The organism is Sphingomonas sp. ERG5, from assembly GCF_000803065.1.
Classification (GTDB): domain Bacteria; phylum Pseudomonadota; class Alphaproteobacteria; order Sphingomonadales; family Sphingomonadaceae; genus Sphingomonas.
The window spans coordinates 15,169-29,104 of sequence record NZ_JSXI01000018.1 but is presented as its reverse complement, the minus strand read 5'-3'; the positions used below and the strand labels follow the sequence as shown (position 1 = coordinate 29,104).

Here is a 13,936-nt window from a genome sequence, read left to right as displayed (position 1 = left end):
GGGGCCGTCAGCGCCTTTCGAAAATCTGATGTGGCAAAATCAATGTTGCATGGGGCCTTAAGCACAGGGTGGGAGACGAATCCACCCCTTGGCTACGGCATGAGCCCTGCGGATCAGTCTCCGAGCCCGACGGCACAAAGCGCCGCGGAACTGGTGGTCACGCGGACGATCTCCGGATCGTTGAGCGAGCGCGCCCGATAGAGGAACTGTTCGAGATCGCGCGATTGCTTCGCCTTGCCCAGGCCCGACAGGCGTCGAAGCTGGAGGACCGACAGCCGATCGACCATGCGCCCCGCCATGCATTTCGCGATCGGCGCAGGGACTCCGGCCTTGATCAGGCCATCACGGGTCAGCGTCTCCGGCGTCGAACAGGCGGCGAGGGCCAGGGCTGGAAGCAGCAGCGTGGAGAGCAGCAACGGATGGCGCATCGACGGCCTCGCAATCATTCGGGGCGCCCGCTATATCGCGCGGCATGCATTGGACAACCGGCCTGCCGCTATTTTTCGCGACGATCCTCGTGATGGAAGTCGTCGCCTATGTCGCGCATCGCTGGGTGATGCACGGCGTCGGCTGGTTCCTGCACGAAAGCCATCATCGCCCGCGCACCGGCAATTGGGAGCTGAATGATCTTTATGCGGTGATTTTCGCCATCCCGTCATTCGTGCTGCTGCTCGGCGGCGCACAGCTTGGCTGGTGGCCCGGCTTCATCTGGATCGGGGCGGGCATCGCTGGGTACGGTGCGATCTATTTCGGCTTCCATGACGTCATCGTCCATCGCCGTATCGCGACGCGCTACTTGCCCAAGTCATCCTATATGAAGCGCATCATCCAGGCGCACCGGCTCCACCATGTCGTCGAGACCAAGGCCGGCACGGTCAGCTTCGGTTTCCTCTGGGCGCCGAAACCGGAAGTGCTGAAGGCCGAACTCAAGCGCCGTCAGCATGCCGGGGTCCGCGCGCCCGCCGGGCGGCCGGACACCGTTCCCGTCGATTGACCGAAAGCGCCTGGTTCTTCGCGCTCGCGGTGCCGGCCGTGATTCTGCTCGGCCTGTCCAAGGGCGGGTTTGCCGGCATGGGCGCCCTGTCGCTGCCGATCATGGCGCTGGCGATCTCGCCGGTGCGTGCGGCGGCGATCCTGTTGCCGATCCTGATCGTGCAGGACGTGGTGAGCTTGTGGGCGTTTCGCAAAAGCTGGGACGGCTATGTGCTGGCCTGGATGTTGCCGGGTGCGGCGATCGGTATCTGCCTTGGCTATCTGTTCGCCGCGCAGGTGTCGGCCGACGCAGTGCTCGGGCTGGTCGGCGCGATCTCGCTGCTGTTCGGCGGCTATCGGCTGTGGGTCGAGCGGGGTGGCACGCTTCGCGCCTCGTCCCGCTCGCCTGGTTGGGTCGGGATGCTGTGCGGCGTCGCTTCGGGCTTCACCAGCCAGATCGCCCATGCCGGGCAGCCGCCATTCCAGGTCTGGGTGTTGCCGCGCCGGTTCGACCGCGACGTGCTGATTGGCACGACCGCGATCTTCTTCGCTGCGGTCAATTGGGCGAAGGTGCCGGCCTATTGGGCGCTGGGCCAGTTCAGCCATGACAATCTCGTCGTGGCGGGGCTGTTGCTGCCGGTGGCGATCGCCTCCACGTTGGCCGGCGTGTGGTTGGTTCGCCGTGTCGCGCCCGACCGCTTCTACAGCGCGATCTATGCGCTGATGATGCTGGTCGGGGTGAAGCTCATCTGGGATGCGCTGACCTGATCTCTCTCCGCTCGAACCGAACGGAGGTGGGATCTCTACGATATGACGCGGCTCAATCGAACAGCGACGACACCGAGCTTTCGTCCGCGATCCGCTTGATCGCCTCGCCGAGGAGCGGGGCGATGGTCAGATGGCGGATGCGCTTGGCGTCCTTGATCACGTCATGGCTACCGATCGAATCGGTGATCACCAGTTCCTCAAGCGCCGATCCCTCGACCCGCGCGACGGCACCGCCCGACAGCACGCCATGCGTGACATAGGCGACGACGCCCTCTGCGCCAGCTTCCTTCAGCGCGGCGGCGGCATTGCACAAGGTGCCGGCCGAATCGACGATATCGTCGATCAGGATGCAGAAGCGCCCCTCGACGTCACCGATGATGTTCATCACCTCGGATTCGCCGGCGCGTTCGCGGCGTTTGTCGACGATTGCCAGCGGCGCGTTGTTGAGCCGCTTGGCCAGCGCCCGGGCGCGCACCACGCCGCCCACGTCGGGTGAGACGACCATCAGGTTGCGGTCCCCGAACCGAGTCAGAATGTCCGCCGACATCACCGGCGCGCCGTAGAGATTGTCGGTCGGAATATCGAAGAACCCCTGGATCTGCCCGGCGTGGAGATCGACTGAGAGCACGCGGTCGGCGCCCGCGACAGTGATCAGATTGGCGACCAGCTTGGCCGAGATCGGGGTGCGCGGGCCGGGTTTGCGGTCCTGCCGGGCATAGCCGAAATAGGGCACCACGGCGGTGATGCGCTTGGCCGAGGCGCGTTTCAGCGCATCGATGCAGATCAGCAGCTCCATCAGATTGTCGTTCGCCGGATAACCGGTCGATTGCAGCACGAAGACGTCCTCGCCGCGCACATTCTCATGGATCTCGACGAACACTTCCTCGTCGGCGAAGCGTCGCACGCTCGCCTGGGTCAGTGCGATCTCGAGATAGGCGGCGACGTCGCGCGCCAGCGGCAGGTTCGAATTGCCGGTCAGTAACTTCATTTTGGGCCGCCCTTTTTGCTCGCCGATTGAGCGTCTCTTAGAGGCGAGCTAGAGAAATCGAAAGGCAGGAGTGCGACGATGCCCGGAGAGACCAGCTTTCGGCCTAATGTCGACGATTATATCGCAGCGGCGCGTGTCTGGTACATGCACGCCTTGCGCAAGCCCCGCTTCTCCATCCGCCTGTCGATCATCACGGCGCTTGTGGCGTTCGGCGGCGTGCTCATTACCTGGGATGACTCCAGTCTCGGTTACCGGCTGCTGTTCGTCTTCGGCATGATGGCCGGTTTCCTCATCCTCATGACCATGCTCATGCTGATAAGCTATGCGTTGCTACCGCGCCGCGCGACGCGGCTTTTTCGCCAGCAGCGCACCCTGGAGCATGATTTCGTCTTTCGCTGGGATGACGCTGGCACCGACACCAGGTCCGATGTCGGAACAAGCATGATCGCCTGGACGGATTATCATGCCTGGGCCGAGGGGCGGGCGGCTTTCATCTTCTTTCTCAACGACCAGCTGTATCATTTTATCCCGAAACGCGCGCTCTCGCCCGACCAGCTGGTCGACCTTCGCACTTCGGTACAGGCGGCGCGCGCAGGCGGGTAAGCCGCGCCGATCGCCGGTTGCGGCTCATGACTATCGACCTTAAGCGACGCATATGACCGTCATCACCCGTTTCGCGCCCAGCCCGACCGGCACCCTGCACGTCGGCAATATCCGCACTGCACTGCATAACTGGTTGTGGGCGCAGAAGAATGGCGGGCAGTTCTGGCTGCGCATCGACGATACCGATGCCGAACGCAGCGAGGAGGCATTCGTCACCGCCATCCGCGCCGACCTTGATTGGCTCGGGCTGGCGCGCGATGGCGAGGAGCGACAATCGGCGCGCTTTTCCCTGTACGAGACGCGCTTCGCGGCGTTGCGCGATGCGGGGCATATCTATCCGGCTTATGAAACCGCGCAGGAACTCGACCTGAAACGCAAGATTGCCGCCGGACGCGGCCTGCCGCCGGTCTATGACCGCGCCGCGCTGGCGCTGAGCGACGATGATCGCGCCGCGCTGGAGGCGGACGGGGTACGTCCGCACTGGCGGTTCAGGCTCGACCATTCGGCGGCAATCGAATGGGACGATCTGATCCGTGGCCATCAGCGTTTTGACCCGACGACGATGAGCGATCCGGTGATTCGCCGCGCTGACGGATCCTGGCTCTATATGCTCCCGTCAGCGATCGACGATGTCGATATGGGCGTGACTCATGTCGTGCGCGGCGAGGACCATGTGTCGAACACCGCGCTGCAGTTGCAGATGTTCGCCGCGATGGAGGCAACGCCGCCTGCTTTCGCGCATGAGGCATTGCTGGTCGGCAGCGAAGGTAAATTGTCGAAGCGGCTCGGTTCGCTCGGCGTCGCGTCGTTTCGCAATCAGGGCATCGAGCCGCAGGCGATTCGCGCATTGCTCGCACGGCTCGGCACCAGCGATCCGGTCGAGCCGATCGCCGATGCCGCGCCGCTGATCGCCAGCTTCGACTTCGCGCGTTTTGGACGTGCGCCGGCGCGTTTCGACGATGCCGAGCTGGCCGCGGTCAATACCCGTATCATCCATGGTCTGGATTTCGACAGCGTGGCCGATCGGCTGCCGCCCGGCATGGGCCGCGCCGGATGGGAAGCGGTGCGTCCCAATCTGGCGATCATCGCCGAGGCGGCTGACTGGTGGCGCGTGATTGAGGGACCGGTCGAGTCGGTGACCGAAGAAGCCGACCGTGACTTCCTGGCCGAGGCCGCACGCGTCGCGGGCAATCTCGATTGGAGTGCCGACCCCTGGCATACGCTGACCGCCGCGTTGAAGGCATCCAGTGGTCGGGGCGGCAAGGCGCTGTTCCTGCCGCTGCGCCGTGCGCTGACCGGGCGTGATCACGGTCCGGACATGGCGACGCTGCTGCCGTTGATTGGCCGCGTACGCGCGATGGAGCGGCTTGCGGCATAGATGGCATGGCTTGTGTTCTCCCGGAGAAGCGCCTTTCCTTGATGCCTGACATGTAATGATATATCCCAACTAGATTCGTCGCTGCAAGCGAGCTTGAGGGGGCTATCGATGTACATGAATCGCAGCGGTGGTCCTGGGATCAGGCTTGGCTCACTTGGGCTGGCCATTGCCTCCTGTGGCATGATCGTGGCCGCTTTGGTCTCTTCGATACCCCGTGTGTTCGCCTTTGAGCCAGCAACGATATTGCAGACACGCAATATCCCACTCTTCGAGTATGTGCCGGCGGTGCCGCTGTGCAAGGCCGCTGGACCGAAGAACGGGGTCACGTTTGCAGGAACGGGGATACGCTCGCGGCCCTCGGTCGGCACCACCCGCTCGGGCGCGGCGCGTCGGTCCATCGGGGCCCGCGCGAAAGGGTTCAACTGGCCCAAGCTGCGATCGCCCGCTCTGCCATCGACCATCGTGCAGAATGACCAGCCTCTCACATGGTCCGAATGCTGAGACGGAACCCCGACGTGCGACGGGGCGTGGCATTACGGCGGTGTAACGTTATGTCATTGACAGCTTGAGAAGTTACGTTGTATCATCCCATCAACAATCCGGCGCCAGACCGGGGCGGTACACTCAAGGAGATGATGGAGACGGCCAATGTATGCGGATCGCTATGGCAAGACCGGGATCAAGCCCGGTTCGCTGACTGTCGCAATCGGATTGAACGGCGCGATTCTCGCCGCACTGATTTTCTCGACTCCCCAATTGAAGACTGGTGTCGATACGATCTTGAATGTCACGAACATTCCAATCGACGTACCGCCGCCGCCTGATCCGATTAAACCTGAGATCAAGCCGAAGGTGGAAACAAGGGTAATCCAGCAGGCGCTACCCGAGCGGCCGGTGAACCCCGATCCGATCATGCCGACCCAGTCGAACAATGTCGTCAGCGGCACGACGGTCGTTGAGCCGCCCTTCGTCCCCGGCACTGGTGTTACGGGAACCGTCACCTTTGATCCGCCGCATGTCGCGGTGCTTACCGGTGCCGTACGTGATCCAAGATATGCCGGTGTGTTCCAACCGACCTATCCGGCGGGCGAGCGTCGGGCAGGCAATGAAGGCCGCGTCACGGTGCGCGTGCTGATCGGCACTGACGGCCGCGTGAAGCGAGTCGAGAAGGTCAGCGCGGCGAGCGACGCCTTTTTCGAAGTGACCGAGCGCCAGGCGCTGAGCAAATGGCGCTTCAAACCCGCAATGCGCGATGGTGTTGCGCAGGAATCATGGCAAACTCTCAGCGTCAGCTTTGTGCTCAACGAGGACGGTTGAGCATATTGGGGCAGGACGGTGCAGGCTCAACTCTCCTGTGGCACCGTCCTGATCCACAGGCGCGTGGGGCTGGCATCGCCGTCCCCACGCGCCTATCTTCGCTGCCATGAGCGTCCTTCGTCACTTCAACATGTTCCGCGCAGTCAACGACCTGCGCGATTTCCTGCGCCAGCGGCGGCCCCATGAACTCGGCTTCCTGCTGCTGTCGGTCGCGCTGTTCGGGGTGATTCTGGTCGGCTTCACGATCGATAGCCATGAAGAGCGGGTCTATCGGCCCAACATCATCTACGTTCAGCAATGGCCCGCATCGCGCACCGATGCCGAAATCCGCGCGCAGCAGAAGATCGATGCGCCGATCGAGGCCAAGCGCAAGGCCGATGAAGAGGCGCAGCGCAAAAAGACCCAGGAAGATTTCAAGCGCCTCGACCGCAAGCTCGAAAAGCTCGGCATCTGACTATTGCAGCGCAAACGCGCGGGCGAGGGGCTGATGCGCGCTGGATGACGGCGGCGCTTGCGCTCGCTGAGCGAGGCCGCGGTCGCACCGCGCCCAATCCCAATGTCGGTTGCGTCATCGTCCGCGATGGGCGCGTCGTCGGACGTGGCTGGACTCAGCCCGCTGGTCGCCCTCATGCGGAAGCGATGGCGCTGGCGGCGGCAGGTGACGCCGCGCATAGCGCGACTTGCTATGTAACGCTCGAACCCTGTGCGCACGCTTCGCCGCGCGGGCCTGCCTGCGCCGACTCGCTGATTGCGGCGGGAGTTGCACGTGTGGTTGTCGGCGTGCGCGATCCCGATCCACGCACTGACGGCCTGGGCGCGGATCGTTTGCGCGACGCGGGGATCGAGGTCGTGATGGACATGGCCGAGCGGGCGGCATGGCGGTCGATGGCAGGATTCATGACCCGGCGGGCGTTGGGCCGGCCGTTCGTCTCGCTAAAACTGGCGATGTCGCTCGATGGCGCGGTGGCGCTGGCTAATGGGTCGAGCCAGTGGATCACCGGACCCGAAGCGCGCGCGCATGCCCATGTCGAACGCGCCCGGCACGAGGCGATTCTGGTCGGGCGCGGTACCTGGCAAGCCGATGCTCCGACGCTCAACGTGCGCGTGGCCGGGCTGGAAGCGCGCAGTCCACGTCGCATCCTGCTGTCCGGATCCGTGGGACCGCAGGACGAATGGGAGCGGCTGGTAACACCTGGCGACATCGCGGCGCTCGCCGATGTCGACCATCTTCTGGTCGAAGGGGGCGTGCGGACAGCCGCTGCTTTTCTGGCCGCCGATCTGGTCGATCGCCTGCTGATCTATCGTGCGCCAATTCTCGTCGGAGGCGGCCTGACGCTGCCCGAAATCGGCCTGTGCGATCTCGCCGACGCTCATGGCTTGTGGCGCCTGTACGACAGCCGGGTGCTTGGCAGCGACCAGCTCCAGGTCTACGAGCGCGACGGTCGTCAGAGCGCTACGGACCTCAGGGAGCCAGAATAATGTTCACCGGCATCATTACCGATATCGGCGCGATTGAGCGAATCGACACGGCGATCGAGACGGGGGGCGACACCCAAATCCGTATCTCGACCGGTTATGACACCGCGACAGTGGATCTGGGCGCGTCAATCGCCTGTTCGGGGGTGTGTCTGACCGTCATCGACAAATCCGGCCCGGGGGAGCCTGGCTGGTTCGCGGTCGACGTCTCGGGCGAAACGATCAGCCGCACCGCGCGCGACCAGTGGAGCGAAGGCCGGCGCCTCAATCTCGAGCGTGCGCTGAAGCTGGGCGACGAGCTGGGCGGGCATATCGTCACCGGCCATGTCGATGGCATTGGTACGGTCGAGGCGATCGACCCGGAGGGCGGCTCGCATCGTGTCACCGTGATCGCACCCGCCGAGATCGCGCCCTATATCGCTGCCAAGGGATCGATCACTGTCGACGGCGTCTCGCTGACCGTCAATGATGTGGTCGATCGGTCGGATGGGACCACTGCCTTCGGACTCAATATCATTCCCCACACTTGGGCAGTGACCGCACTTGGCGATTTCGCCGCCGGTCGCGCGGTCAATCTCGAGATCGACGTGCTGGCGCGCTATCTGGCGCGGATGCAGGAGCGACTCGCTGCCGCTTGAACTTCGCTCTTGATATTACAATGTGATCTCCATATTAATGATCACATCTTGATGTGATTTAGGCGATGGTCATGAGCACGCAACTGATCGAAAAACTTCGCAGCCTGGTGACCGACGGCGGTATGTCCCGATCGGGTCTGGCGCGCGCTGCGGGGCTTCACGCCAACACGCTGCGCGACCTTGACCAACTTGACTGGAATCCGACGGCTGACACGCTGCGCAAGCTCGAAACCTTCATCTTCTCGAACGACGATACGCCCGCCCTGGTCTCGATCGAGGAAATCATCGACGAGGCGCGCAATGGCCGGATGTTCATCCTGGTCGATGACGAGGATCGCGAGAATGAAGGCGATCTGATCATTCCAGCGCAAATGGCGACGCCAGATGCGATAAACTTCATGGCGACTCATGGGCGCGGGCTGATTTGCCTCTCGATGACCAAGGCGCGAGTCGATGCGCTCGGTCTCGAATTGATGAGCCGCGCCAATGGCACACGGCACGAAACCGCCTTCACCACCTCGATCGAAGCACGCGAGGGCGTGACCACCGGGATTTCCGCCGCCGACCGCGCGCGGACCATCTCGGTCGCGATCGATTCGGCCAAGGGCAAGGACGATATCGTCACCCCCGGCCATGTCTTCCCGCTGGTCGCGCGCGACGGTGGCGTGCTGGTCCGCGCCGGCCATACCGAAGCTGCGGTTGATGTCGCGCGGCTCGCCGGACTCAATCCGTCGGGCGTGATCTGCGAGATCATGAAGGATGACGGCACAATGGCGCGAATGGATGACCTCGTCGCCTTCGCTCGCCTCCACAATCTGAAGATGGGCACGATCCGCGACCTGATCGCCTATCGTCGCAAGCATGATCATCTGGTCGAGAAGCGCGCGGAAATGACTTTCGAGAGCCGCTGGGGTGGTGACTGGCGTGCGATGACTTTCTTCAACAAGGCCAGCGGCGACGAGACGATCGCGCTGGTCAAGGGGCGCATCGATCCCGATGCGCCGACGCTGGTGCGGATGCACACCGCGTCCTGGTTCGTCGACATGTTCGGCGAAACGTCGGAGCGCTCGGGCCTGTTGTCGCGCTCGATGGAAATGATCGCCGAGGCGGGATCGGGCGTGATCGTGGTGATCAACCGGCCGATGAAGGACAGCGTATCGCGCTTCATCAAGTTGCGCGGCGAAGGGAAGGGCGCGGGCGCACCCGAGATCGAGGAATTGCGCGATTACGGTGTCGGCGCGCAGATTCTCGCCGAACTGGGCGTGCAGGACATGGTCTTGCTGTCCAACACGCATCATACCTTGGTCGGCCTCGACGGCTATGGCCTGTCGATCGTCGGCGAACGCGCAATTCCCGGGACCGGAGGCGAATAATGGCCAAGTTTCTCATCGTCGAAGCGCGCTTCTACGATCATCTCAATGACTTGCTGCTCGATGGTGCGCGTGCAGCGATCGAGGCAGCCGGCCATGGCCATGAAACGATCACCGTGCCAGGCGCGCTGGAGATTCCTGGCGCAGTCGCTCTTGCGTCGGACAGTGGCGGCTATGACGGCTTCGTTGCGCTCGGCGTGGTGATTCGCGGCGAGACCTATCATTTCGAGATCGTGGCGGGCGAAAGCGCGCGCGGGCTGATGGCGCTGTCGATGGATGGCGTGGCGATCGGCAACGGCATCCTGACGGTCGAAGATGAGGCGCAGGCGCTTGCCCGCGCGCGCCGAACCGAGAAGGACAAGGGCGGTGAAGCGGCCAAGGCGGCGATCGCGATGTTTGAGCTGAAGGGCCGCTTCGGCTGATGGCTCTGCCCGTCCTGTTCACCGAACGCCTGATCCTGCGGCCCGTCGCCGCCGAGGATTTCGAGGACTGGGCGCGCTTTCATGCCGATGAGACCGTGATGCGATTTCTCGGCGGCGTGCAGCCGCGCAGCGTCGCCTGGCGTGGGCTGTGCGCAATGGCCGGCGCCTGGTCGATCCGCGGCTTTTCGATGTTCGCGCTGGTCGAGCGCGGCAGCGGACGCTGGGTCGGCCGGGCAGGGCCCTGGCAACCGGAAGGCTGGCCCGGCACCGAGGTGGGCTGGGGCGTGCTGCCCGAATTCGCCGGCAAGGGTTTCGCGTTCGAGGCGGCGGTTGCAGCGATCGACTATGCCGTCGATGTGCTTGGCTGGGACGATGTGATGCATTCGATCGATCCCGGCAATGCGCCGTCGATCGCGTTGGCGCGTCGGCTCGGTGGCGCCAATCGTGGCCCGATCCGACTGCCGGCGCCGTTCGAAGCCGACCCGGTGGATAATTGGGGCCAGAGCGCAACGGCCTGGCGTGCGCGACGCTCGGCAGGCATGAACTGAGATGAGCGGGGTGCCGGCATCCCGCTACCGCGTGATCGAGAAGGATCGCCGGCTTTTCGTGATCGACACCTGGGCCGAGAGCGGCAGGCCGGTCCCGCCCACCCAATCGCCAATGGCCAGAACGTCCATGACGCCGCTCGTCGGGCCGGCAAAGCTCTCGCTGCCCAGGCAGACCCGCTTCGACGGTAGCGCCGAGATCACAACTCACCCCTTTTTCGACGACCGCGCGCCGCGCACGATCAAGCTAGATCCGGGTCGCATGCAGACGCTCGGACGCGTGAAACTCGGCCTGTTCGCCGCGTCGTTCGTGTTCGCGCTGGTGGTGATCACCAATCCCTGGTTTCTCGTCGCGCCGCTCGTCCTCCTCAACCCGGCGTTGCGTAAGGGGGGACGCCGGCTTCTTACGGCATGGCTCGACCGTGCCGAACGCGAGACCGCATAACGCTGACTTTCAATTGTCCCGACTCTTACTTATACTGATGTAAGTAAGGAGATCCGGCATGGCTTACGCACATAGCTACGAGGCGAATCCCCACTGGCTGCCGCCTCAGGCAGCGCGCGCGCTAAGGGCAATTCCCGGCGAGGACGGCCTGCCCTTTATCGGCAGCACGCTGCGGATGCTGAAGGATCCAATCGCTTTTTCGCGCCGCATGGAAGCGGCTTATGGGCGGGTCTATCGCGTCAATGTCTTCGGCGGTCCCAGCCTGGCGCTGCTCGGGCCCGAAGCGAATGAGCTGGTGCTGTTCGACCGCGAAAAGATATTTTCATCGGAACAGGGCTGGGGCCCGTTGCTCAACCTGCTGTTTCCGCGTGGGCTGATGCTGATGGATTTCGAAAAGCATCGCGCCGACCGCAAGACATTGTCGGTCGCCTTCAAGCCGGAACCGATGCGCCATTATGCCGACAGCATGAATGACGGCATCGCTCGTCAGGTCGCGGGCTGGTCGGGCAAGCGGATCAAATTCTACGACGCGATCAAGGCGCTGACGCTCGATCTTGCGGCGGAGAGTTTTCTCGGCATGCCGCTGGGGGCGGAAGCCGAACAGATTAATCATGCGTTCGTGGACGAAGTGCAGGCGACGATCGACCCGATACGCGTGCCCTTGCCCGGTACGAAAATGCGCAAAGGGGTCAAGGCGCGGGCCTTTCTGGTGGACATGTTCGCGCGCGAGATTCCGAAACGCCGCGCGCTCGATGCCGCGGGAGAAGGCGGACAGGATTTCTTCTCGCAATTTTGCCGCGCGATCGATGATGACGGGCAGTTGCTGAGCGATGCCGCGATCATCGATCACATGAATTTCCTGATGATGGCGGCGCACGACACCATCACCTCATCGGCGACCAGCCTGGTCATGCTGCTCGGGCGTCATGTCGAATGGCAGGACCGGTTGCGCGAGGAGGTGCTCTCGCTCGGCCTCAACGATGCCGGCGTGCCGCATACCCAGCTCGACCGGCTGGTGCTGACCGAATATGCCTTCAAGGAAGCATTGCGGTTGATCCCGCCGGTGCCGTCGCTGCCCAGGCGCGCATTGAAGGATTTCAGTTTCGGCGGCTACGACATTCCCGCCGGGACCTTTGTCGGCATCAACATCCGCCACACCCATCAGATGGCCGAGCTCTGGCCCGATCCGGGCACATTCGATCCGCTGCGCTTCACGCCCGAGGCGAGCAAGGGACGGCACAAATATGCCTGGGTACCGTTCGGCGGCGGCGCGCATATGTGCCTCGGCCTGCATTTCGCGACGATGCAGATCAAGCTGCTGATGGTGCAATTGCTCAGCCGTTACCGGATCGAGCTCGACCCGGGATCGGGACGCGCCTGGCAAAGCGTGCCCATCCCCCGGCCAAAGGATGGACTGCCGCTTCGCTTCGTGCCGCTGAGCTGAAGCGGTTTCGAGCCGGTCATCACATCAGTGTGATGCCGGCCAATCCTGAAGTCCCGGCGACCTGTCACAGCTGTTGACGCCCCAGGTTTCGCCCCTGTTACCCCCTGTTTTCGGGCTTGTATTTTCTCGCCCCTGTTCTGTTGGGTCTAGCTGCCGGATATGCGCTTGTTTTCAATAATATGGCTGCGCCGCCCCTGTTTTGAAAACGGGGCGGAACCGGGACAATAACAGGGGCCGTTCCGATCGAAACAGGGGCGGCAGGCGTCCGGCGCTTCGCGGCCATGGCAAAGAGGGGACGAGAGCGCCTGGCGGCGTCTCGTCCGACCCTCACAATGCGTCATCACGCTGCTTGATTGAATCGCCGCGGCACCGTTGTCGGCGTGGGGATGTTTTCCCCTCCGACAGGGTGCGGCGAACGAATGGCAAGTGGGCCAGCCCAGCGCAAACACGCCAGGTCCTGTCGGGCAGCCCTATTCCGCCGCGACGCTCTCCTGCGTCGGATAGTCGGTATAGCCTTCGGCTCCCTGACTGTACCATGTCTTCCAGTTCGTCGCGTTGAGCGGCGTGCCGGTGCGGAGCCGCTCCGGCAGGTCGGGATTGGCCAGGAAGGTCCGGCCGAACGCGATCGCATCCGCCGTGCCGCTATCGAGCACGGCCTGGGCCTGTTCGGCTGTCGTATAGTCCGAATTGACCACCAGCGGGCCGCTGAACACCTCGCGAATCACCGGCGACAGCTTGGGCACATCGGTCCGGCCGAAGGTGCCTTCGGACCCGGGTTCGCGCAATTCGAGGAACGCGATGCCGATCTCGTCGAGCGCCTTTGCCGCCGCTGTGAACAAGGCCGTCGGATTGCTGTCGTCGACGCCTTGCGACTCGCCGTTGGGCGATAGACGGATGGAGGTCCGATCGGCGCCGGCGATCGACACGACGCGCTCGACCACTTCGCGCATCAGGCGCACGCGATTCTCGATACTGCCGCCATAGATGTCATCGCGGAAATTGGCATTGTCGCGCAGGAACTGGTCGAGCAGATAGCCGTTCGCGCCATGGATCTGGACGCCGTCGAACCCGGCCGCGAGTGCGTTGCGCGTCGCCAGCTCATAATCGTTCAGCAAGCGCGGAATCTCGTCGAGCCGCAGCGGCCGCGGCGTCTCGTGATCCTGCTTGCCCTGATAGGTATGCACCTGGCCCGGTGTGGTGGTGGCCGATGACGATACCGCCTGTCCACCGATCACCGACGAATGAACCTGGCGGCCCATATGCCAGAGCTGCGCGACGATATGGCCCCCAGCTGCGTGCACCGCACCGGTGACCGGCTTCCATGCCTCGACCTGCTCGTTGGTCCATAGTCCCGGCGCAAACGGCCAGCCCAGGCCTTCGCGGCTGACCCCGGTGCCTTCAGTGATGATCAGCCCGGCGCTCGCGCGCTGCGCATAATAATCGATCATCAGGGCGGTCGGCACGCCCTCCTGGGTCGCGCGGCCCCGGGTCATCGGCGCCATGAGGATTCGATTGGGCGATTGAATCGCCCCGAGCTGGATTGGGTCAAACAGGCTGGGCATTCCGTTTC

General features: G+C 63.7%; 16 protein-coding genes. 13 read left to right on the top strand and 3 right to left on the bottom strand.

Annotated features, from left to right (window positions below):
- Window positions 1-113: 113 nt before the first annotated feature.
- Window positions 114-446, bottom strand: a complete 333-nt coding sequence (locus OO12_RS05585; protein ID WP_034157676.1) for a hypothetical protein — start codon at window positions 444-446, stop codon at window positions 114-116.
- A gap of 26 nt (window positions 447-472) precedes the next feature.
- Here OO12_RS05585 and OO12_RS05580 point away from each other — a divergent pair, with 26 nt between their 5' ends.
- Window positions 473-994 (top strand): sterol desaturase family protein, encoded by a 522-nt coding sequence (locus tag OO12_RS05580; protein WP_034157675.1) that lies wholly within the window; start codon window positions 473-475, stop codon window positions 992-994.
- Window positions 991-1,740 (top strand): sulfite exporter TauE/SafE family protein, encoded by a 750-nt coding sequence (locus OO12_RS05575; RefSeq protein WP_034157674.1) that lies wholly within the window; start codon window positions 991-993, stop codon window positions 1,738-1,740. Before OO12_RS05580 ends, OO12_RS05575 begins: the two co-directional genes overlap by 4 nt.
- A 52-nt stretch (window positions 1,741-1,792) precedes the next feature.
- On the opposite strand, the gene OO12_RS05570 is transcribed toward OO12_RS05575, so the two are convergent.
- Window positions 1,793-2,728, bottom strand: coding sequence for a ribose-phosphate pyrophosphokinase (locus OO12_RS05570; protein ID WP_034157673.1), 936 nt, complete (start codon window positions 2,726-2,728; stop codon window positions 1,793-1,795).
- Between the two features lie 78 nt (window positions 2,729-2,806).
- On the opposite strand from OO12_RS05570, the gene OO12_RS05565 reads away from it, so the two are divergent.
- From OO12_RS05565 to OO12_RS05510, 11 genes are all read left to right on the top strand, one after another.
- Entirely contained in the window at window positions 2,807-3,331 is a 525-nt protein-coding gene (locus OO12_RS05565) for a YcxB family protein (RefSeq protein ID WP_034157672.1), read from the top strand.
- A gap of 52 nt (window positions 3,332-3,383) precedes the next feature.
- Window positions 3,384-4,709 carry a glutamate--tRNA ligase gene (locus OO12_RS05560; RefSeq protein ID WP_034157671.1) on the top strand — a complete coding sequence of 442 codons (1,326 nt, stop codon included), beginning with the start codon at window positions 3,384-3,386 and terminating at the stop codon, window positions 4,707-4,709.
- Between the two features lie 648 nt (window positions 4,710-5,357).
- Complete coding sequence (locus OO12_RS05550) at window positions 5,358-6,026, top strand: energy transducer TonB (protein ID WP_034157669.1); 669 nt, start codon at window positions 5,358-5,360, stop codon at window positions 6,024-6,026.
- Window positions 6,027-6,132: 106 nt separating this feature from the next.
- Window positions 6,133-6,480 (top strand): hypothetical protein, encoded by a 348-nt coding sequence (locus tag OO12_RS05545; protein WP_034157668.1) that lies wholly within the window; start codon window positions 6,133-6,135, stop codon window positions 6,478-6,480.
- Between the two features lie 44 nt (window positions 6,481-6,524).
- Window positions 6,525-7,505, top strand: a complete 981-nt coding sequence (gene ribD / locus OO12_RS05540) for a bifunctional diaminohydroxyphosphoribosylaminopyrimidine deaminase/5-amino-6-(5-phosphoribosylamino)uracil reductase RibD (protein WP_034157667.1) — start codon at window positions 6,525-6,527, stop codon at window positions 7,503-7,505.
- A complete protein-coding gene (locus OO12_RS05535) occupies window positions 7,505-8,140 on the top strand; it encodes a riboflavin synthase (RefSeq protein WP_034157666.1) in 636 nt (211 codons plus the stop codon). The genes ribD and OO12_RS05535 overlap by 1 nt, the downstream gene beginning before the upstream one ends.
- A gap of 71 nt (window positions 8,141-8,211) precedes the next feature.
- Window positions 8,212-9,513, top strand: a complete 1,302-nt coding sequence (gene ribB, locus OO12_RS05530; RefSeq protein WP_034157958.1) for a 3,4-dihydroxy-2-butanone-4-phosphate synthase — start codon at window positions 8,212-8,214, stop codon at window positions 9,511-9,513.
- On the top strand, window positions 9,513-9,932 hold the full coding sequence (ribH, locus tag OO12_RS05525) for a 6,7-dimethyl-8-ribityllumazine synthase (protein WP_034157665.1): 420 nt from the start codon (window positions 9,513-9,515) through the stop codon (window positions 9,930-9,932). Before ribB ends, ribH begins: the two co-directional genes overlap by 1 nt.
- A complete protein-coding gene (locus OO12_RS05520) occupies window positions 9,932-10,480 on the top strand; it encodes a GNAT family N-acetyltransferase (protein ID WP_034157664.1) in 549 nt (182 codons plus the stop codon). The genes ribH and OO12_RS05520 overlap by 1 nt, the downstream gene beginning before the upstream one ends.
- Window position 10,481: 1 nt before the next feature.
- Window positions 10,482-10,922: a hypothetical protein gene (locus OO12_RS05515; protein WP_034157663.1), complete on the top strand. Its 441-nt coding sequence runs from the start codon at window positions 10,482-10,484 to the stop codon at window positions 10,920-10,922.
- A gap of 58 nt (window positions 10,923-10,980) precedes the next feature.
- On the top strand, window positions 10,981-12,366 hold the full coding sequence (locus OO12_RS05510; protein ID WP_034157662.1) for a cytochrome P450: 1,386 nt from the start codon (window positions 10,981-10,983) through the stop codon (window positions 12,364-12,366).
- Between the two features lie 470 nt (window positions 12,367-12,836).
- Here the strand turns inward: OO12_RS05510 and OO12_RS05505 are convergent, their stop codons facing one another.
- Window positions 12,837-13,928 carry an alkene reductase gene (locus tag OO12_RS05505; RefSeq protein WP_034157661.1) on the bottom strand — a complete coding sequence of 364 codons (1,092 nt, stop codon included), beginning with the start codon at window positions 13,926-13,928 and terminating at the stop codon, window positions 12,837-12,839.
- Window positions 13,929-13,936 lie beyond the last annotated feature (8 nt).

Excerpts from the sequence above, each read along its gene's own strand:
- OO12_RS05585 (WP_034157676.1), bottom strand. The coding sequence starts at position 446 with ATGATTGCGAGGCCGTCGATGCGCCATCCGTTGCTGCTCTCCACGCTG.
- OO12_RS05580 (WP_034157675.1), top strand. The coding sequence starts at position 473 with ATGCATTGGACAACCGGCCTGCCGCTATTTTTCGCGACGATCCTCGTG.
- OO12_RS05570 (WP_034157673.1), bottom strand. The coding sequence starts at position 2,728 with ATGAAGTTACTGACCGGCAATTCGAACCTGCCGCTGGCGCGCGACGTC.
- OO12_RS05565 (WP_034157672.1), top strand. The coding sequence starts at position 2,807 with ATGCCCGGAGAGACCAGCTTTCGGCCTAATGTCGACGATTATATCGCA.
- OO12_RS05560 (WP_034157671.1), top strand. The coding sequence starts at position 3,384 with ATGACCGTCATCACCCGTTTCGCGCCCAGCCCGACCGGCACCCTGCAC.
- OO12_RS05550 (WP_034157669.1), top strand. The coding sequence starts at position 5,358 with ATGTATGCGGATCGCTATGGCAAGACCGGGATCAAGCCCGGTTCGCTG.
- OO12_RS05545 (WP_034157668.1), top strand. The coding sequence starts at position 6,133 with ATGAGCGTCCTTCGTCACTTCAACATGTTCCGCGCAGTCAACGACCTG.
- ribD (WP_034157667.1), top strand. The coding sequence starts at position 6,525 with ATGACGGCGGCGCTTGCGCTCGCTGAGCGAGGCCGCGGTCGCACCGCG.
- OO12_RS05535 (WP_034157666.1), top strand. The coding sequence starts at position 7,505 with ATGTTCACCGGCATCATTACCGATATCGGCGCGATTGAGCGAATCGAC.
- ribB (WP_034157958.1), top strand. The coding sequence starts at position 8,212 with ATGAGCACGCAACTGATCGAAAAACTTCGCAGCCTGGTGACCGACGGC.
- ribH (WP_034157665.1), top strand. The coding sequence starts at position 9,513 with ATGGCCAAGTTTCTCATCGTCGAAGCGCGCTTCTACGATCATCTCAAT.
- OO12_RS05520 (WP_034157664.1), top strand. The coding sequence starts at position 9,932 with ATGGCTCTGCCCGTCCTGTTCACCGAACGCCTGATCCTGCGGCCCGTC.
- OO12_RS05515 (WP_034157663.1), top strand. The coding sequence starts at position 10,482 with ATGAGCGGGGTGCCGGCATCCCGCTACCGCGTGATCGAGAAGGATCGC.
- OO12_RS05510 (WP_034157662.1), top strand. The coding sequence starts at position 10,981 with ATGGCTTACGCACATAGCTACGAGGCGAATCCCCACTGGCTGCCGCCT.
- OO12_RS05505 (WP_034157661.1), bottom strand. The coding sequence starts at position 13,928 with ATGCCCAGCCTGTTTGACCCAATCCAGCTCGGGGCGATTCAATCGCCC.